At 39.8% G+C, this 19,804-nt stretch carries 20 protein-coding genes; 11 read left to right on the top strand and 9 right to left on the bottom strand.

Annotated features, from left to right (window positions below; all coding sequences use genetic code 11):
* Positions 1–243: 243 nt before the first annotated feature.
* The gene (gene miaB, locus VB713_RS24755) at positions 244–1,608 is read left to right on the top strand and encodes a tRNA (N6-isopentenyl adenosine(37)-C2)-methylthiotransferase MiaB (protein WP_323314150.1); all 1,365 of its coding nucleotides are present in this window, start codon (positions 244–246) and stop codon (positions 1,606–1,608) included.
* Positions 1,609–1,837: 229 nt separating this feature from the next.
* A complete protein-coding gene (aspS, locus tag VB713_RS24750) occupies positions 1,838–3,625 on the top strand; it encodes an aspartate--tRNA ligase (protein ID WP_323314149.1) in 1,788 nt (595 codons plus the stop codon).
* Between the two features lie 141 nt (positions 3,626–3,766).
* Here aspS and VB713_RS24745 read toward each other — a convergent pair whose 3' ends face one another.
* Positions 3,767–3,904 (bottom strand): hypothetical protein, encoded by a 138-nt coding sequence (locus VB713_RS24745; protein ID WP_323314148.1) that lies wholly within the window; start codon positions 3,902–3,904, stop codon positions 3,767–3,769.
* A gap of 31 nt (positions 3,905–3,935) precedes the next feature.
* Here VB713_RS24745 and VB713_RS24740 point away from each other — a divergent pair, with 31 nt between their 5' ends.
* The gene (locus tag VB713_RS24740; protein WP_323314147.1) at positions 3,936–4,640 is read left to right on the top strand and encodes a restriction endonuclease; all 705 of its coding nucleotides are present in this window, start codon (positions 3,936–3,938) and stop codon (positions 4,638–4,640) included.
* A gap of 333 nt (positions 4,641–4,973) precedes the next feature.
* Here VB713_RS24740 and VB713_RS24735 read toward each other — a convergent pair whose 3' ends face one another.
* Both VB713_RS24735 and VB713_RS24730 read right to left on the bottom strand, forming a co-directional pair.
* A complete protein-coding gene (locus tag VB713_RS24735; protein WP_323314146.1) occupies positions 4,974–6,017 on the bottom strand; it encodes a cyanophycinase in 1,044 nt (347 codons plus the stop codon).
* Between the two features lie 174 nt (positions 6,018–6,191).
* Entirely contained in the window at positions 6,192–7,379 is a 1,188-nt protein-coding gene (locus VB713_RS24730) for a glycosyltransferase family 4 protein (RefSeq protein WP_323314145.1), read from the bottom strand.
* Positions 7,380–7,509: 130 nt separating this feature from the next.
* On the opposite strand from VB713_RS24730, the gene VB713_RS24725 reads away from it, so the two are divergent.
* Positions 7,510–7,695, top strand: a complete 186-nt coding sequence (locus VB713_RS24725; protein ID WP_323314144.1) for a hypothetical protein — start codon at positions 7,510–7,512, stop codon at positions 7,693–7,695.
* A 183-nt stretch (positions 7,696–7,878) separates the two neighbouring features.
* On the opposite strand, the gene lepA is transcribed toward VB713_RS24725, so the two are convergent.
* Positions 7,879–9,690 carry a translation elongation factor 4 gene (gene lepA, locus VB713_RS24720; protein WP_323314143.1) on the bottom strand — a complete coding sequence of 604 codons (1,812 nt, stop codon included), beginning with the start codon at positions 9,688–9,690 and terminating at the stop codon, positions 7,879–7,881.
* 509 nt (positions 9,691–10,199) lie between these two features.
* Between lepA and VB713_RS24715 the strand changes: the two genes are divergently transcribed.
* The 5 genes from VB713_RS24715 to VB713_RS24695 all read left to right on the top strand — a co-directional run bounded on the left by VB713_RS24715 (position 10,200) and on the right by VB713_RS24695 (position 15,616).
* Positions 10,200–10,436: a hypothetical protein gene (locus tag VB713_RS24715; protein ID WP_323314142.1), complete on the top strand. Its 237-nt coding sequence runs from the start codon at positions 10,200–10,202 to the stop codon at positions 10,434–10,436.
* Between the two features lie 185 nt (positions 10,437–10,621).
* Positions 10,622–12,403 carry a GAF domain-containing sensor histidine kinase gene (locus VB713_RS24710; RefSeq protein WP_323314141.1) on the top strand — a complete coding sequence of 594 codons (1,782 nt, stop codon included), beginning with the start codon at positions 10,622–10,624 and terminating at the stop codon, positions 12,401–12,403.
* A gap of 228 nt (positions 12,404–12,631) precedes the next feature.
* The gene (locus VB713_RS24705; protein WP_323314140.1) at positions 12,632–12,826 is read left to right on the top strand and encodes a DUF3386 family protein; all 195 of its coding nucleotides are present in this window, start codon (positions 12,632–12,634) and stop codon (positions 12,824–12,826) included.
* Positions 12,827–12,987: 161 nt separating this feature from the next.
* Entirely contained in the window at positions 12,988–13,218 is a 231-nt protein-coding gene (locus tag VB713_RS24700; protein ID WP_042466033.1) for a NifU family protein, read from the top strand.
* A gap of 163 nt (positions 13,219–13,381) precedes the next feature.
* Positions 13,382–15,616 carry a glycoside hydrolase gene (locus VB713_RS24695; protein WP_323314139.1) on the top strand — a complete coding sequence of 745 codons (2,235 nt, stop codon included), beginning with the start codon at positions 13,382–13,384 and terminating at the stop codon, positions 15,614–15,616.
* 314 nt (positions 15,617–15,930) lie between these two features.
* Here VB713_RS24695 and VB713_RS24690 read toward each other — a convergent pair whose 3' ends face one another.
* Positions 15,931–16,167: a CDGSH iron-sulfur domain-containing protein gene (locus VB713_RS24690; RefSeq protein WP_323314138.1), complete on the bottom strand. Its 237-nt coding sequence runs from the start codon at positions 16,165–16,167 to the stop codon at positions 15,931–15,933.
* A 101-nt stretch (positions 16,168–16,268) separates the two neighbouring features.
* Here VB713_RS24690 and VB713_RS24685 point away from each other — a divergent pair, with 101 nt between their 5' ends.
* Positions 16,269–16,631: a helix-turn-helix domain-containing protein gene (locus tag VB713_RS24685; RefSeq protein ID WP_323314137.1), complete on the top strand. Its 363-nt coding sequence runs from the start codon at positions 16,269–16,271 to the stop codon at positions 16,629–16,631.
* A gap of 56 nt (positions 16,632–16,687) precedes the next feature.
* Here the strand turns inward: VB713_RS24685 and VB713_RS24680 are convergent, their stop codons facing one another.
* The 4 genes from VB713_RS24680 to VB713_RS24665 form a co-directional block, all read right to left on the bottom strand.
* Positions 16,688–17,080, bottom strand: coding sequence for a salt stress protein, Slr1339 family (locus VB713_RS24680; RefSeq protein ID WP_323314136.1), 393 nt, complete (start codon positions 17,078–17,080; stop codon positions 16,688–16,690).
* A 27-nt stretch (positions 17,081–17,107) separates the two neighbouring features.
* Positions 17,108–17,713: a VWA domain-containing protein gene (locus VB713_RS24675; RefSeq protein ID WP_323314135.1), complete on the bottom strand. Its 606-nt coding sequence runs from the start codon at positions 17,711–17,713 to the stop codon at positions 17,108–17,110.
* 42 nt (positions 17,714–17,755) lie between these two features.
* Positions 17,756–18,361: a VWA domain-containing protein gene (locus VB713_RS24670; RefSeq protein ID WP_323314134.1), complete on the bottom strand. Its 606-nt coding sequence runs from the start codon at positions 18,359–18,361 to the stop codon at positions 17,756–17,758.
* Between the two features lie 98 nt (positions 18,362–18,459).
* Positions 18,460–19,065, bottom strand: coding sequence for a VWA domain-containing protein (locus VB713_RS24665; RefSeq protein ID WP_323314133.1), 606 nt, complete (start codon positions 19,063–19,065; stop codon positions 18,460–18,462).
* Positions 19,066–19,359: 294 nt separating this feature from the next.
* Here VB713_RS24665 and trxA point away from each other — a divergent pair, with 294 nt between their 5' ends.
* Positions 19,360–19,686 carry a thioredoxin gene (gene trxA / locus VB713_RS24660; protein ID WP_323314132.1) on the top strand — a complete coding sequence of 109 codons (327 nt, stop codon included), beginning with the start codon at positions 19,360–19,362 and terminating at the stop codon, positions 19,684–19,686.
* Positions 19,687–19,804 lie beyond the last annotated feature (118 nt).

The following is a 19,804-nucleotide window of genomic DNA, read 5'->3' as shown; positions in this document are numbered from 1 at the left end:
TGAAGATATAACTTATTTCTCTTATACCTCATCTACCTGGAGGAATAGGCGTAAATCTGTCTAAAGACGGATTGACCAATAATTATTTGTATGATATAGAGAGTCATTCCAAAATTTAAGTAAACTTACTGGAGACTTCCACTAACAATAGTTTCAGGTGATGTTCCCTGCTATAAGCCGATCGCTTTCGATAGAATGGTAAATAGACTTAAAATACATGATATTGATTAAGCGTAATTCCCCATGACCACTTCACCCCGCCGCTACCACATTACTACCTTCGGTTGCCAAATGAATAAAGCCGACTCAGAGCGTATGGCTGGCATACTAGAAGAGATGGGCTTTGAATGGTCAGAAGATCCCAATAATGCAAATGTAATTCTCTACAATACTTGTACGATTCGGGATAATGCCGAGCAGAAAGTATATTCTTATCTGGGGAGACAAGCAAAACGCAAGCACGAAGAGCCTGATTTAACTTTAATTGTTGCTGGTTGTGTTGCCCAACAAGAAGGTGAGGCATTATTGCGACGTGTGCCAGAATTGGATTTGGTGATGGGACCTCAACACGCTAATCGGCTCAAAGATTTGCTAGAGTCTGTTTTTGAGGGCAATCAAGTTGTTGCTACAGAAGCAGTGCATATTATTGAAGATATCACCCAGCCACGCCGAGATAGTCAGGTAACGGCTTGGGTAAATATAATTTATGGTTGTAATGAGCGTTGTACTTATTGTGTAGTTCCCAACGTGCGCGGTGTCGAACAATCTCGGACACCAGTAGCTATTCGCGCGGAAATGGAAGAACTGGGGAAACAAGGCTATAAAGAAATTACGCTTTTAGGTCAAAATATTGATGCTTACGGGAGAGATTTACCAGGTGCAACTCCTGAAGGTCGTCACCTGCATACCTTGACAGATTTACTCTATTATGTACATGATGTGCCAGGGGTGGAAAGATTGCGTTTTGCTACCAGTCATCCTCGTTATTTTACAGAACGACTAATTAAGGCTTGTGCGGAATTGCCGAAGGTGTGCGAACATTTCCATATTCCTTTTCAATCTGGGGATAATGAGCTTTTGAAGGCGATGTCACGGGGTTATACTCACGAAAAATATCGCCGGATTATTGATACTATTCGCCGTTATATGCCAGATGCGTCAATTAGTGGCGATGCGATTGTGGGTTTTCCGGGGGAAACGGAAGCGCAGTTTGAAAATACGATGCAATTGGTGGATGATATTGGTTTTGATTTGTTGAATACTGCGGCTTATTCACCCCGTCCCGGTACACCTGCGGCTTTGTGGGATAATCAACTGAGTGAAGAAGTCAAGAGCGATCGCTTGCAAAGACTCAATCATTTAGTTAATGTCAAAGCAGCAGAGCGATCGCAGCGTTACTTTGGCAGAATTGAAGAAATCCTAGTCGAAACCCAAAATACCAAGGATAAAACCCAAGTAATGGGACGCACAAGAGGTAATCGTTTAACCTTCTTCAACGGTGATATCAACGAACTGCAAGGAAAATTAGTCCAAGTAAAAATTACCGAAGTTCGTCCTTTTAGCCTAACTGGTGAACCAGTCGCAGTGCGGGAAGCAGTTACGGTTTGAGGTAACAGTTAACAGGTAACAGGTGACAGTGAAGAAGAAAATGAGTAGCGAGCAGGAAGCAGGGAGAAAAATTCATTCTTCCTCCTGAACTCCTGACTCCTGACTCCTGACTCCTAAAAAGAAGATTTTTCTTCCCCCAAAATGACTATAATTTAGTGTTGATGCTAGATAATGGGAAAGCTTTGACATTTATTCACCCATCTAGCCCGGAAAAAAAGAACTAATTATTATGCGAACTCACTATTGCGGCGAACTCCGAAAAGAGGATATTGGAGAAACTGTTACTTTTTACGGATGGGTAGACCGTCGCCGCGATCACGGTGGTGTGATATTCTTAGACTTGCGCGATCGCACGGGAATTGTCCAAATCGTTAGCGATCCTCAACGCACCCCAGACTCATACGAACAGGCTAACGCACTGCGGAATGAATATGTTGTCGCCATTACTGGTAGAGTAACACAACGTCCCGACGAATCACTCAACCCCCGCATCCCCACCGGCGAAGTAGAAATCTATGCTGATAAAATAGAACTACTCAACGCTGTCCGCAAACAATTACCTTTCCAAGTTTCCATCGCTGATACCGAAAATGTGCGGGAAGAATTGCGATTAAAATATCGTTATTTAGACTTACGACGGGAACGCATGGCGCAAAATATGCAACTGCGTCATCAAGTCGTTAAATCTATGCGTCGCTACTTGGAAGATTTAGAAGGTTTTATCGAAGTCGAAACCCCCATTCTCACCCGTTCCACTCCTGAAGGTGCGAGAGATTATATCTTACCCAGTCGAGTTAATGAAGGTGAATGGTTTGCTTTACCCCAATCACCGCAACTATTCAAACAATTATTGATGGTATCGGGAATGGACAGATACTATCAAATTGCGCGATGTTTCCGAGATGAAGATTTACGCGCAGACAGACAACCAGAATTTACACAATTGGACATGGAAATGAGTTTCATGTGCGAAAATGAAATTCTTGAACTTAACGAAAAATTAGTTTGTCATATTTTCAAAACCGTTAAAGGAATTGATTTACCTCGTCCCTTTCCTCGTCTTCCCTACGCCGAAGCAATGGCGAAATATGGAAGTGATAAACCAGATACCCGCTACGGTTTGGAATTAGTTGATGTTTCCGATATTTTAAAAGATTCTGGTTTTAAAGTTTTTAGAGAAGCTATTGCTAACGGTGGTATCGTCAAAATTCTCCCCATTCCTAACGGTAACGATGCAATTTCTAATGTTCGTATTAAACCAGGTGGAGACATCTTCAAAGAAGCAGCAGAAGCTGGTGCTAAAGGATTAGCATATATCCGCGTTCGGGAAAATGGCGAAATTGACACGATTGGCGCAATTAAAGACAATTTAACACCAGAACAAAAGCAGGAAATTCTCACACGTACAGGTGCAAAAGCCGGACATTTGTTATTATTTGCAGCGGCTGATACTGTCACTGTCAATAAAACTTTAGACAGAATTCGCCAATTTATCGCTAAAGAATTTAAATTAATTCCAGCAGATAAACTTAACTTACTCTGGATTACAGAATTTCCCATGTTTGAATGGAATGCAGGTGAAAAACGTCTGGAAGCATTACACCACCCATTTACCGCACCTCATCCTGATGATATCAACGACTTGAAAACCGCCCGCGCTCAAGCTTATGATTTGGTATTTAATGGTTTTGAAATTGGTGGTGGTAGTCTGCGGATTTATCAGCGCGAAATTCAAGAACAGGTGTTTGCAGCTATTGGTTTATCACCTGAAGAAGCGCAAAGCAAATTCGGCTTTTTGCTAGAAGCTTTTGAATATGGTACACCTCCTCATGGTGGTATTGCTTACGGTGTAGATCGCTTAGTAATGTTGTTATCTGGAGAAGAATCAATTCGTGATGTGATTGCTTTTCCTAAGACTCAACAAGCACGTTGTTTATTAACAGATGCTCCTTCAAGTGTAGACGCAAAACAGTTGAAAGAACTGCACGTTGCTTCAACTTTTAAACCGAAAGCGTAAGGTTTAATTATTCCCTCTGTTTTTTGCAGGGGGTTTGATAAAAATAATTTGTTTCGCGCAAAGGTACAAAGGAGCAAAGACGCAAAGGAAGAAGTTAGAAAGTTACATTTATTAATTTTGAGTTAAAATCCCTACTAAAATTTACATCAATATTTCTAAATCTGTAGGAACTCGATACAATACTTGTCGGTTAAGGAAATGTAGGTTGGGTTGAGCGACAGCGAAACCCAACAAAATCCTTGATAATGTTGGGTTTCGTGCCTCAACCCAACCTACCATATAATAACTTTTGAGCCTTAACCGAGCAGTATTGGAACTCGATATAACATTAAATCCATTTTTTCAAATTACTGATAGAGGTAAGAATATATTAATTCGAAATCCATCAGAAATTAATCTCAAGTTTCTTAATCAATTTCCTGAGTTTATAGAATTTAAAACTACAAAAAAAGATAATGATAAATCAGAACCGGAAATTATAGAAATCTCGGAAACCACACCCCAAGAATCTATAGAATTTGGATATCAGAAAATTAGAAAAGAATTAGAGTTAGAATTACTAAACCGTGTAAAAAGTTGTTCACCTGATTTTTTTGAACGATTGGTAGTCGATTTATTAGTAAAAATGGGTTATGGTGGTTCAAGGCGTGATGCTGGTAGAGCAATTGGTAAAAGTGGAGATGGGGGAATTGATGGTATCATTAAAGAAGATAAATTAGGTTTAGATATTGTTTATATTCAAGCTAAAAGATGGGATAATACTGTTGTTGGTAGACCAGAAATTCAAAAGTTTGTCGGGGCTTTACATGGACAAAGGGCTAGAAAAGGTGTTTTTATAACTACTTCTAGATTTTCCCAAGAAGCCAGAGAATATGTATCTATAATAGATAGTAAAATTGTGTTAATAGATGGACAGGAATTAGCCCAATTGATGATTGATAATCATGTGGGGGTTTCTACAGTATCTATTTACGAGATTAAAAAAATAGATTCTGATTACTTTACAGATGAGTAGTTATTCAATAAGTAATTACGCTAAAATATTTCACTTTTTCAGATTTTCTTGTTCCCATACAGAGTAGGGGAATGAATTCTAGAAGTCTATGCCTATGGCTAACGCTGTGCTATCAATGAGAATAGAGGCAGAGCCTCTGTGATAGTATTCCCAGTCAGAGACTGGGAACAAGATATGTAAGGATTTGAGCTTAAGTTGATACTCATAAGCATTACGCTTTAACCCTACTGACTCCTACTCTTTAGCCAAAAACTTTTATGGTTTACGCTAGGCTATCAGCAAGCGCTACTAATTTTTGATTTTTGGTTATGCCAAATTTCGTACTCTACCCAATTAATAAGGATCTGAGTCAAATCTTCCTCTTTTCACACTTCTGAGATAATAACCTTTAGTTGGCATTTTGTTTAAATCAAAAGTATCACCTCTGGGGACTCTCCAAATTTTGTAGTCAGAAAAAGTGAGAGGACTTCCAGGTTGACAGACTTCTGGTAGATGATCTCCCAAAACAAAATATGCTGCACCCTTACCCATAACTTTTGCAATTCCGTATTTATCAACAAGCAAAGATGTTTCTTCACTAATTGCTATCCCTAAAGCAGTTGCAGAGACACCATCTTGAATTTGACGCGCAATGAATACCATAATTCTACCCATTCTTTTGCGTTCATCAAAGTGGGTATCAATGATGGTTCTTCGTAAATACTTCCACTGGAAAAAGTTATAGCTAAAGGTGACATTTCGATAAGGATCATTAAGCATCTCTGTACTTTCAATGCTGTCTTCACAAGCGCAAGAATCATAAATATATTCACTTTGAATCATTGCACCTGCACTTGTCCCACCAATAGCACCACCTTTATCGTAAACTGATTTGACGGCAACTTCTAATTTTGTGTTTTTCCAGTTGCGAATATATTCACATTGATCACCACCAGCAAAGAAAATTACACCAGCATTTCTAACTTTATCAAAAATATCAGTTCTGTTTGCCTCTTGTCTGTTACTAATGATTAAAGTTTCTACATAATTTACCCCTCTCATGCGATAAATTAGTTGATTGTAATTATCGTCACCAGCAGCGCGAATCACTAAAACATTTACTTTGGTGTCGGAGTTAGAACCGCCCCTGACACTGTTAATCATCCACTGGATAGCGTCATCGACATCATTACCTCCCCCACCCAAATTATGCACAGGGCCGGCTAAAAGGGGCAATTTATAACCTGTTTTCGCTGAGGGAGGACGGACATCGGTAGTGATGTCTCGAAAATAGCGCTTCAAGTTTGCTGTGAGACGGTTTATGATGCGGTTTACCATCCTCAACAACATAGTTCTTGCATTCTTCAAACGCTTTGTTATGGGGAATGCTCTTGTCATACTAATTTTTTGGCGCAAACAGCAATTATTGCTAACTCTCTCACCAGAAAGGGTAAAATTCCCAGCGTACAGGACTTGTAATGTTTTTTTACGCCAAAAATCCAGAGTAATTTTTAATTCTCGCTACTACTCTGCAAAAACCTCAGTTTTGCTTTGTGTTAAATAACCTATCAATTACCAATCAATTTGCGATCGCTCTCTTAATACTCTTTCATATACAGCCTCTGTCCGTTTGGCTAATTTCGGCCATCGAAAACGTCGTTCTAAATCTTGATAAGCGTTATCTACTAACCATTGTTGATAACCTGGATTTTTTAAAACTTCCAAAATTCCCCAAGCTAAAGAGTCAGAATTGTTTGCCCAAGTCACGATTCCTGTTTTGGTATGTTGCACTACTTCCGGAAAACCCCCCGTATCTGAAACTACTACAGGTACACGAGAAGCAAAACTTTCTAAAGCAACAATACCAAAGGGTTCGTAAAGACTCGGAAAAACTGCACAGTCTGCAATTGTTTGGAATTTATCCAAGTATTCGTCAGATAGGAAACCAGTAAAATAACATTTATCCCAAATTCCTAAATCCCCAGCTTGACGCTTAAGATGGTCGGTATTACCACCACCAACTATTACAAATTTAACATATCCTCCCATTTGCCAAAGCACTTTAGGAGCCGCATTAAGTAATACAGGTACACCTTTTTCATGGGTCATCCGGCCAAGGTAATAAACTATTTTTTCATGATCAGCGGCAAATTGGCGACGAAAATCTTGAGCATGAAAATCTTTGTGATGTTGTTTTTTTTCGGGGCGGATACCATTATAAATAACATCTATTTTGTTTCCAGGACTCTGTAGTGTTCTCACTACTTCTCCACGCATATATTCAGTACACACAATAATCCGCCAGGCGTTGTAAGTTAATAACTTTTCCTTACCGCTAATATACATTTGTGTGTCATTATAAATACCATTGTAGCGGCCGTATTCTGTCGCATGGATAGTAGCAATTAGTGGGATTTTAAAAGTATGTTTGAGTGCGATCGCTGCATCTCCAACTAACCAATCATGGGCATGAATAATATCAAATCCGCCCTCCTCTAGGATCAATTTACCACCGTGATCTCCCATACTGTCGTTTAAATTTGCTACCCAGTGAAAAAAGTCGTTACCTTGTTCTACTGGTACGCGATGAACATGAATACCCTCAATTACTTCGTACAGCGATGCTTGATTAAATTCAGGTGTAATCAGGTGAATGTCATGTCCTAGCTGCACCAGTTCTGGGTATAATTCTGCTACATGACGGGCAATTCCTCCCACTATCCTTGGTGGAAATTCCCAACTCAGTACTAGTATTTTCATTTACGCAACTCCCCGATGATTTACAAAACTTAAAAAAACTTTTAAAAACTATATTTGTCTCAAAATACAAGTCTGATGATGACGATAAGGGTTGTTACTAAAATTTTTTAATTTTTTAATTTTTGAGATTTTGATAAAGCTTATCAGAGTTATCAAACTTAGGGAACTGTGGGATTGTAAAATACCCAAAGAGTGCGATTGTGCAGAATTAGGTTTAACTTTGTGGGCAGGAGTATTTGAGGGGAAACAAGATATTTGGTTGCGTTGGTGCGAGAAAGCCGGAAACATTTTACCCACAGGTACAGAAAGCGTATAACAAGCCCAGTAGGAAGCCTAAACCGCCAAACAACGCACTGCCACAATTAGAAGCGCAGTTAAGAGCTTTGGGAATAGAACCGCAAGGTAATTCGTAATGAGAGGAAAATCTCAGTTAGTCAGTTGGTTTGGGGATAGGTTAGAGGTTGTTCTTCCCTTTTCCCCTTCAACCAAAGACGTGATCCTAATTTTGATCTAAACGCAGTACAGCCATAAATGCTTCCTGTGGTACATCCACTGTACCTACTGCTTTCATCCGCTTTTTACCCTTAGCTTGTTTCTGTAAGAGTTTCTTTTTGCGGCTAATATCACCACCGTAGCATTTAGCTAAAACGTCTTTCCGCATAGCTGGGATATGTTCACTAGCAATGACTTTACTGCCAATAGATGCCTGAATGGGGACTTTGAATTGATGACGGGGAATCAGTTCTTTCAGCTTTTCAGCCATTGCTCTGCCGACATTGTAGGCTTTATCTCTATGAACAATCATTGCTAAAGAATCTACAGGCTCACCATTAATCATGATATCCAGCTTCACCAAATGATTCTCACGGTAGCCAATGATATGATATTCCATACTGGCATAACCGCGCGATCGCGATTTCATTTGGTCAAAAAAGTCTGTGACTACTTCTGCCAAAGGTAACTCATAGGTGAGTGTGGTTCGTCCTTGGGTGAGATATTTCATATCTTTGAAGATACCCCGGCGATTTTGCGACAACTCCATTAAAGCGCCAACGTAGGTTTCAGGAGTAATCATCTCTATTTTCACATAGGGTTCTTCGATTCTTTGGCGTTCATTAGGTTCAGGTAAACGACTAGGATTATCAATGTATACCTCCTCACCTTTAATGGTGATTACCTTATAAACCACTGAAGGGGCTGTGATAATTAAATCTAGGTTATACTCACGCTCTAGGCGTTCCTGGACAATTTCCATGTGCAGCAAACCTAAGAACCCACAACGGAAGCCAAACCCCATTGCACTAGAAGTTTCTGGTTCATAATGCAGGGCTGCATCGTTGAGTTCGAGTTTTTCTAAAGCTTCTCGCAAATCTTTAAATTGATCAGCATCAATGGGGAACATCCCACAAAAAACCATGGGGTTGGCTTCGGTGTAACCAGGTAAAGCTTCTGTGGCTTTGGCTTTAGCTAGGGTAATGGTGTCTCCTACCCGTGCGTCAGCTACAGCCCTAATTGATGCGGCTAAATAGCCCACTTCTCCAGCGTGTAGTTCTTCAACTTGTTTTTGGGTGGGAGAAAGAACGCCTATCTCGTCAATATCATATTCTTTCTCAGATGCCATCAAGTGAATGCGATCGCCTTTTTTTACACTACCATCCATCACCCGGAAGTAAACAATTACGCCCCGGTAACTATCATAGTAACTATCAAAAATCAACGCCCGTAACCGTTCATTCATGATATCTGGTGCTGGTGGTATGCGATCGACAATAGCTTCTAAAATTTCCGGAATACCAATTCCTTCTTTAGCAGAAGCCAGAATTGCACCACTGCAATCTAAACCAATAATTTCTTCAATTTCACCAATTACTCTGTCAGGTTCTGCTCCTGGCAAGTCTATTTTATTCAAAACTGGGATAATTTCTAGATTATGCTCCAGTGCCAAATAGACATTGGCCAAAGTTTGTGCTTCTACACCTTGGGAAGCATCCACTACTAATAAAGCACCCTCACAAGCAGCCAGAGAACGGGATACTTCATAAGAAAAGTCTACGTGTCCAGGAGTATCAATTAAATTCAAAACATACTGCTGGCCATCTTTAGCAGTATAGTTCATCCGGGCAGCTTGCAGCTTAATCGTAATGCCACGCTCCCGTTCCAGATCCATGTTATCGAGAAACTGTTCCTTCATCTGTCGATTTTCTACAGTCCCAGTGGCTTGTAGCAGGCGATCAGCGAGAGTAGATTTCCCGTGGTCAATGTGAGCAATAATACAAAAGTTACGAATGCGAACTGCGGGAACGTCAGTCATATACCATCTTTGCTTCAGCAGCAAACAAAAGTTAAAGCTATTTACTTAATGTATTTTAATGCTTTCTTAGGCAATGAGTAATTGATAATTGGTGATTGGTGGGAGAGTACTTCCTCAATCCCCACTCTCTAGATAGGTGAATTTTTAAGAATATTATGAAAGTCTAAATTATAGCTGCTAGTATTCTTCAACCAAGAGCATACAATAAATAAGCATTAATTACACCAAATCAAGCAACTGCCATGTAATCGTAACAGCGCTTAAATCCGCCCATGTTATGACTAGTAAGCCACGTCGAAGCATATTAAAAAAAAGCTAAAGTCCCTGATTCTCCCACTTACTGAGCATTTTTATGAAAATTGCCACTTAGAATCTAATCCTGTTATTTTGCTACTATTTCCGTGAGCTATGAAACTGTACTTTTAATATTTGCCAGTGAAATAGCCTAAATCATCAATATCATTGCTTGACATAGCTTTAAACAAAAACATTTCAGAGCATTTAAACCCATGAATATGCAAGAAAAACCTACCGATGTGGAAAAAAAACACCCCGATAAGGTAGAAATAGCCGTTTGCCTAGACTCTGAGTTAATAGCGCAAATTCAGCATCTTACCAATGATCCCAGTAAAGTGATTGAGGTTGCTATCCGTCAGTGGTTGCGGGGAGATGTACCTAGAGATGATGAGTTAACACGCACTCCTAGGCGGACACCAGTTCCTCCTCGTGGTGAATGGAACGATTGAAATTAGCTATCAATTTCCGCCCCTTGTAGCCCTTGATGATAAGAAATGTAAATTTTAAGGCTCCGGATTCCAAAAAAGTCAAAAATACACAATCGAAAATGTAAAAGCGGTAAAACTTTATGCCAGAATTTAAATAGCTTTAGTACAACTACGGTGGAAAGCAATTTGTCTATCCAACTCGATTAATGACTATTACTGCGAACACCCAATTGGCGAACTTATTTTCTCAGAACCTGGAATCTATCAACCGCAGCACGGATAGCTTATTAGCAACTCTCGGATCTGAGTTGGTATATACGCAAGATAGGACTGGGCGTTATCTGACATTTGATTGGCAGCATAGCGAATTCCTAGATTTCAAGACTGAGAAAATACTTGATGTGCTTAATAAGCATAAAAACTTTAGTCCAGTAGATGACGTTGCCTATCTAGAAAGATTGCACCGGATTTTAACAAATCTAGTTCCAGAAAGGGTTCAGTGCTGGTTTAAATGCAGTCAGGATTTATTAGAGTTGGAGTTGACAATTACTCCGATTATGCCGCGATTGGGTCAAGTCGCGACGACAGTTTTGGTGATGGGGCGGTTGTTGCAAGCTAGAGTCAACACTCAAGAAGTGAATCAGGAATCTAGAAAGCCTTCACAGCCAGAACTGACTTTACCTTCGCCGAGAATGCAGCAGGTATCGCAGCAACACCAAAAATTATTAAATAAAATCACCAGAAATATTCGGCGGACACTGAATTTAGATGTTATTTGGCAGCAAACGGTTGATAGTTTAGGAAAGGTACTCAAAGTAGAACGCTGTGTTATCTGTCCTTATCAGCCCAATATAACGAAAGTTCAGGTAATCGCAGAGTATCACCAACCAGGCTTAGATCCCATGATTGGCTCAGAAATAGACATATCTTCTGAGCCTGCTTTTGCTCAAGTTTTGGCAACTTTAGAACCGATGGTGATAGAGTTTCCAGTTCCGAATAATTCTCAGAAACAAAAATTTTTGCTGGTGGCTACTTGCTATCAAGACCAAGCGAATGCTTTATTTGCCTTAAGCTTAAGCAATGAATGCCATGTATTAACAGAAACCGAACTGGAATTAAGTAGAGAACTAGCAGACCAACTAGGAACTGCGATCGCTCATGCTACTTTATATAAAGAACTAGAAGAGGCTCGGCAACAAGCAGAAGATGCTTCACGCCTAAAAAGCGAATTTCTGGCCAACGTATCCCATGAAATTCGTACCCCTCTCAACGGCATGATTGGGTTATTAAAGCTGATTTTGGAAGGGATGGCAGATGGGCCAGAAGAGCATGAGTTTGTACAAGATGCCCATGACTTATCCATCCATCTCCTCAGTATTCTCAATGATATTTTAGACTTTGCCAAAATAGAAGCTGGCAAAATGGACATCCGTTGTGGTCCTGTCAGACTCAATGAGTTATTCACTGATGTAGACAACTTTGTGCGTCCCCAAGCGGAGATGAAAAACCTCAGCTTTCAGATACAAATGCCTTCTACATCCGATGAAATCATCGTCCAAGGTAACTACCGGAGATTATTACAAGTGTTGCTGAATTTGGTAGGCAATGCCCTGAAATTTACTAACGAAGGTGGTGTCACCATTAGTGCTGATTTAGTCCTCAAAAAAGGCAAAGGCAAATTACAATCACCGACCTTACCCGGCATGGTAAAGGTAAGAGTGGCAGATACGGGTATTGGTGTTTCTTTAGATAAACAAGATAAATTATTTCAATTATTTTCTCAGGTGGATGGTTCCCGCACTCGCCATTACGGTGGCACAGGTTTGGGACTAACCATATCCCAAAAGCTGATAGAGGCCATGGGAGGTGAAGTACATTTCTATAGTTTAGGCGAAGGACTTGGCTCAACAGTTACGTTCACAGTGCCACTTTATCAACAACCTGTGTTGTTTTCCCCTATTGAGTGCGAGATAGAAACTCAATTCTAAAATAGATTTACAGTATAAAATCTGCGATCGCCAAATTTATCAATAAAATCGAGTCATGGGTCCTATAGCTTTGCTCATATAGGTGCTGGTTATACTAAAAACGGGTTAAAAGTGTCATTCTGAACGAAGTGAAGAATCTCCGAGATACTTCCCTGCACTACGTTACGGTCAGTATGACATAAGTCCAAGTTTGACCCGTTTGCAGTATATATTGCCAATCGCTATGATGTGGTGTTTTGCGACTCTCAAACCAATGAAGTTAGCAGCGTGCTGAAATTTACAGACACCTATGAAGAATTTGATGATCATTACATCATGACGAAGAAAGTAGGAGAAGAGTATGAAAATGGTATTAGTGATGTTTCCTTGAATGCGGCTGATGCCATCACTAATTTTACCTACTCTAATATCAAGCTGCTTTAGTGATCAAAAACAGATAACTGACAATATAGCGACAATTGGATCTAGGATCGATTTAAATCAGCAAAAGCATCAATTTTGGATATTTTGGGACAAGGATAAAATTCCTCAACTCCAAATTTCACCCCAATCATTAATTTAACAGGTCTAAAACTATGGCAACTCTGGAACTGACAACTGAAAACGTAGAAACCGTATTAGATGAATTGCGCCCTTACCTGATGTCTGATGGAGGTAATGTGGAACTAGTAGAACTGGATGGCCCGATTGTAAAACTGCGGTTACAAGGTGCTTGCGGTTCTTGTCCCAGTTCAGCCATGACTCTGAGAATGGGTATTGAACGCCGTCTTAAAGAAATGATTCCCGAAATTTCCGAAATCGAACAGGTTATCTAGGGATTGGGGATTGGGGACTGGGTAATGGTTACTGGGTATTGGGTAGTGGGGAGGATGGGAAAGTCATTTTTCCAATTACCTATTACCTATTACCCATTACCAATTACCATCATTGATAATTCAAAATTATTACCCAATTCCCCCCATTACTTGATCACTCCCTATGTCTCACCCTCTCTATGTCGCTTTTATTTGGCATCAACATCAGCCACTGTACAAGTCTCCTAGCAGCAGTGGTACGGGTTCTCTTAGCCAGCACTACCGTTTACCTTGGGTAAGGTTACATGGAACTAAAGATTATCTGGATTTGATATTGCTGTTAGAAAAGTATCCTAAGTTACACCAAACGGTGAATTTAGTCCCGTCTTTGATATTACAACTAGAAGATTATATTGCTGGTACTGCCTTTGATCCTTACCTGACAGCCAGCTTGACACCTGTGGAAAAGTTAACCACAGAACAGCGGGAATTTATTGTTGAGCATTTTTTTGATGCGAATCACCATACATTAATTGATCCTCATCCTCGCTATGCCGAATTGTACTGCCAAAGGCAAGAACAGGGACAACGTTGGTGTTTAGCAAATTGGCAAGCTTCAGATTACGGCGATTTACTAGCTTGGCATAATTTAGCTTGGATTGATCCGCTGTTTTGGGATGATCCGGAGATTGCAGCTTGGTTAGAACAGGGACGAAATTTCACTTTAAGCGATCGCCAACGCATTTATTCTAAACAACGCCAAATCCTCAGTCGCATTATTCCCCAACACCGGAAAATGCAGGAAACAGGGCAATTAGAAGTGACTACAACCCCCTACACGCACCCGATTTTACCTTTGTTGGCGGATACCAATGCCGGTCGGGTAGCAGTGCCTAACATGACCTTACCGAACTATCGTTTTCAATGGGCAGAAGATATTCCCCGTCATTTACAGAAAGCCTGGGATTTATATCAAGACCGTTTTGGGCAAAATCCCCGTGGTTTGTGGCCTTCTGAACAGTCAGTGAGTCCAGAAACTTTACCGTATATTATTCAACAAGGTTTTAAATGGATTTGTTCAGATGAAGCCGTTTTGGGGTGGACGCTGAAGCACTTTTTCCATCGAGATGGGGCGGGAAATGTGATGGAACCAGAATTGCTTTATCGTCCCTATCGGTTGCAAACTCCTAGCGGTGATGTCTCCATCGTTTTCCGTGACCATAGATTATCAGATTTGATTGGTTTTACATACAGTTCGATGTCACCAAAACAGGCGACAGCTGACTTAGTAGGACATTTGCAAGCGATCGCTAAAATGCAAAGAGAAAACCCCAGTGAACAGCCCTGGTTAGTTACCATCGCCTTAGATGGCGAAAATTGCTGGGAATTTTATCCCCAAGACGGTAAACCCTTCCTAGAAACCCTATATCAAAGCTTAAGTGACGAACCCCACATCAAACTCGTCACCGTCTCCGAATTCCTAGAAAAATTTCCCCCCACAGCCACTATTCCCGGAGAACAACTCCATAGCGGTTCTTGGGTAGATGGTAGCTTCACCACCTGGATAGGTGATCCCGCCAAAAATCGCGCCTGGGACTACCTCACCCACGCCAGACAAGTTCTAGCCAATCACCACGAAGCCACAGAAGAGAACAACCCCGCAGCGTGGGAATCCTTATACGCCGCCGAAGGTTCCGACTGGTTTTGGTGGTTTGGTGAAGGACATTCCTCAAATCAAGATGCCATCTTTGACAAGTTATTTCGTGAACATCTCTATGGCATTTATAAAGCCTTAAATGAACCCATACCCGCCTATCTGCAAAACCCTTTAGAAGTCCATACCGCACGGGCAGACCATCTACCAGAAGGCTTTATTCATCCAGTTATTGATGGCAAAGGTGATGAACAAGACTGGGATAAAGCCGGACGCTTAGAAATTGGCGGCGCACGGGGAACAATGCACAACAGCAGCCTCATTCAGAGACTTTGGTATGGAGTAGATCACCTGAATTTTTATTTGCGGGTAGACTTTAAAAGTGGCATTGCACCAGGAAAAGAACTACCACCAGAATTAAATTTGCTTTGGTTTTATCCAGATAGAACAATGGTTAACAGCCCCGTACCTTTGGCAGAAGCACCAGATATATCGCCAGTTAATTATCTATTTCACCATCATCTAGAAATTAACTTACTTACACAATCAATTCAATTTCGAGAAGCAGGAGACAACTATCAATGGTATCCTCGTGTTAGTCGCGCCCAAGCTGCTTTAGATACTTGTTTAGAAATAGCAATACCTTGGGCAGATTTGCAAGTTCCTCCAGATTATCCCCTGCGTCTGCTGTTAGTTCTAGCAGATGAAGGTTGTTTTCACAGCTACTTACCGGAAAATACTTTAATTCCCATTGAAGTACCTTAACAGCATCTCAAAAGATGTTTTAAAAACTAAAGAGGACTTTGGGAAGCCTATTCCCCTTAAAAAGACCACAAACTTTTCAAATATTCTCTAAGGTATGAAAATAAGACAAAATTAAATTCACTCGTTGAGAGAGGGAACAGAACAATCAGTTGTGTAATTAATTCTGTCCCCTTACTTACAAAACAAAACACCCCTTTACCAATTCTCTAAAGAGGTGAAAAAAAAGGGGCTATTGAGTTTTTAAACAGTCATGATTTAACTGATAATTGCCAGCCCCAAAAAATACTTCTGTTTATTTTTGCTCCAATTACAGCTTAAAGTTTACTGTGAGAGCCATCACAAAAAGGAGCATTAGCTGTATGTTTACATTGGCATAATGCCACCGTTTTCTTCTCAGTTAATTCAAAAACCTGGGGTGTAAATTCGCTACCTTTATGACCACCATCACAAAAAGGCTGATTTTGAGATTGTCCACAGCTACACCAGTAATAAGTACCTGCTTCTAGTTCTAAAACCGCAGGTTTTTTATCGGCAATTACAGGTTGGTTCATAGTGTTCTCCTTATTCCTCTAATTTACTATTGACTTTAACCTATGTACAACTACTATGAATAGTAGGCACTTAAAAGTACTATACTTACTAAAAAGTAACTATGAAAGCAGAAGCAGAAAACTATAGTGTAAATAGGCTGACTTGTGAAGTGGAAAACACTATCAAGGTAATCGGTGGACGTTGGAAGGTATTAATAATTAGAGAATTAATTACAGGCGCGAAAAGATTTGGCGAGTTGCAACGCTCTTTACACGGGATTACTCAAAAGATGCTCACTCAGCAACTGAGAGAATTGGAAGAGGATGGGATTGTACACCGAGAAATCTACGCGCAAATCCCCCCTAAGGTAGAATATTCACTCACACCTTTAGGAGAAAGTCTCAAACCAATTCTCTATGCAATGCACGAATGGGCTATTCAGAATTTATCTCCGATTAATGATCATCAAAATAGCAATTTGTAATTTGTAAAAGTAGAACACAGCAATAATTACCCATTAACTATGACCAAATAATAATTTTATTCATTGGTTTGTAGATACTCAATTGCTGCTTCTAATTTTGACGGGTATGCTTCAGCGAACCTTTCAAACCAAAGCCCTTCGGGTGAGAATGGATCTAATTTAGATAACCAATCTTTTGCTCGCTTCCTCAAAGTCTCTAATTGTTTGGCTTTTAATTGTGCTTGACGACTTTTTTCTTGTTCTAATTCTTGTTTTTGTTTCAATTCTTCCGCAGCATCTTTTTCCAGAAAGTCAGTTTTGACTTCTGATAACAAGTTATCTATCAAAGAATTTGATTTGGCTGAAGAAGAAATAAAGGGTTTAACTGGAATTATTTGTTGCTGCGGTTGTGGTTTTGCTTCTAAATATTCAGCCTGAAGTTCAGCTAATAACTTATCAATGGAATCCATTGCTTTCAGTCCTAATTATGTCTATAACTAGTCATTAATTGCATTTAGTAGTACTTCAGATAAACTCATATCTTCCATATCTTCCATTGTAATTGTGTCACAAATATCAAATTTTGCACCTGCACTTTGTAATTCATCATCTAAGATTTTGAGAAAGCGAGTAGCATTAGGATCTGCACCAACTTGAATAAAAGAAATAGCTAATTCCTCATCTCGATCTATCTTACGAGAAACTTCTATAATTACTTTCATTACAGCTTTACGATCATCTGGTTCTCCATCAGTAACAACTAAAATTGTTTCCCCATTTGATTTAGTTTGATTGCTAGATTTGCGTTGCAAATAATCATCAGTCGCGTGTTTTAAAACACCTGCTAAATCAGTAGTACCGGAAGGGTCATTTTCTTGGAAGATTTGCACAACTTTACTAGCTGTGACATTTTCATAACGTTTAAATCGTCCAGAAAATAAGTAAACAGTGATTCCATCTGGATCAAATTGCTCACACTTACTAGCTAGAGCTAAAGTAGATTCTTGGGCTGTCACCCATCTAGTTCTCCCACCCTTTTGATCTGGGGTAGCCATGCTACCGCTTTTGTCAATAATTAAAGTGTAATCCCGATTGTCTAGCATTTCTAAATCCTCCCATTATGACGCAAAATCTATAAAATCAAATTAGTCGTTTATCGCATTTATCAAGACATCGGTGAGACTCATTTCTTCTAATTGTTCTAAAGTAATGGTATCGCAAATATCAAATTTAGCACCAACGGTTTGCAACTTATCATCTAAAGCTTTAAGAAATTTTGTGGCTTGAGGATCTGAGCCTACTTGAATAATTGAAATTCCTAATTCTTTTTCGTGTTCCATTTGGTGTGTGGCATTGATTATGACTTCACAGACTGCTTGCTTATCATCTTGTTTGCCATCAGTGATGATTAAAATTATTTCCCCATTGGGCTTGCTTAGACCAGCAGCTTTACGGGTAAAGTAGTTATTAATAGCATCTTGAAGTACACCGACTAAATTTGTAGTGTCAGCGGGAATATTTTCTTCAAAAATCTGTGAAACTTTAGCAGAAGTTACATGATCAAAACGTTCAAATTTTCGTGAAAATAGATAAACTGTGATACCATCAGGATCAAATTGTTCACATTTACAAGCTAAGGCAAATGTAGATTCCTGTAAGGCTAACCATCTGCTTTGATCACCTTTATCTGATGGTTTTGCCATACTAGCACTATGGTCGATAATTAGTGTATAATCCCGATTTTCTAACATTTATAATTCTCCTGTTTTCAGTAGTTATTTTTGCTATTTTGGATAAGTTGTATCCAAAATAATTTTTAGGGTTTATGGTCACAAATAATGACTAATTCCTAGTCATTGATGGCATTCATCAAGACATCTGCAAGACTCATATCTTCTAAATCATCTAAGGTTACGGTGTCACAAATATCAAATTTAGCGCCAACACTTTGCAATTGATCATCTAAAGCTTTGAGAAATTTTGTAGCTTGAGAATCTGATCCTACTTGAATCAGAGAAATTCCTAATTCTTCGTCCCGTTCCATTTGTCGAGTTGCGTTAATGATGACTTCAAATACCGCTTTGCGATCATCTGGTTCACCATCGGTAATGACTAAAATTGTTTCCCCATTTGGTTTAGTTTGTCCAGCGGTTTTGCGCTGAAAGTAATTATCGAGTGCATTCATTAGCACAGCGGCTAAGTTGGTTGTACCAGCAGGGTCATTTTCCTGAAATATCTGTGCTACTTTGGCTGAGGTAACGTTTTCATAACGTTTAAATCTGCCGGAAAAGACGTAAACTGTGAGTCCATCAGGGTCGAATTGTTCGGCCTTTCTAGCCAAAGCGAGGGTAGATTCTTGTGCTATTTCCCATCTGCTTCTACCACCTGCTTGGTCAGGGGTGGACATACTACCACTTTTATCAATAATTAATGTATAGTCGCGATCGCTCATCATAAATGCCTCTCATGATTTTTCTGCTCTTATTTTAACCTTTAGGTAATAACACCGTATCTGTGTAAAGACGCATTGTAATAATGATTTAAGTAATTGAAACCTCGATAAAATCGGTTTATGCGGTAAAATCGCTAGATAACTGAATATTTAAGTTGTTGATTATCGCTAATCCTAGCCCACAATCTGCGTTCCGATTCATGCCTGGGGATCACCTCCCGTGTGCATGAAAAAAATATCCAGCTTTCAAGTTTATTCGATCTGATCGAATGACTGAATCAAATCAGGAGAACAACTATGACTGTTACCAATGTCACAGAAGCCACATTCAAGCAAGAGGTGTTGGAGAGTGAGACTCCAGTTTTAGTTGACTTTTGGGCCCCTTGGTGTGGCCCTTGTCGAATGTTGGCAAACGTTGTTGATGAAGTTGCTGCTGAATATGAAGGACAGGTAAAAGTGGTGAAACTGAACACAGACCAAAACCCCACAGTTGCCAGTCATTATGGTATTCGTAGCATTCCTACCTTAATGGTATTTAAGGGGGGTCGGCAAGTTGATACTGTTGTTGGTGCAGTACCAAAAACTACCTTAGCTAAGACTCTATCACAGTATATTTCCTCTTAGTCATACTTGAATAGTAATCAGGGTAAATATTACTAGATAGGGTTTGCTGATAGCGTGGCGTAAGCCATAAAAGTCTTTTCGTTAGGGCTAGGAGTCAGGAGGAAGAAGGAAGTAAGAA

Origin of the sequence: Anabaena cylindrica UHCC 0172, from assembly GCF_034931625.1 — a bacterium.
In the GTDB taxonomy this organism is placed as follows: domain Bacteria; phylum Cyanobacteriota; class Cyanobacteriia; order Cyanobacteriales; family Nostocaceae; genus Anabaena; species Anabaena cylindrica_A.
This window is presented reverse-complemented; position numbering and strand designations above follow the sequence as displayed.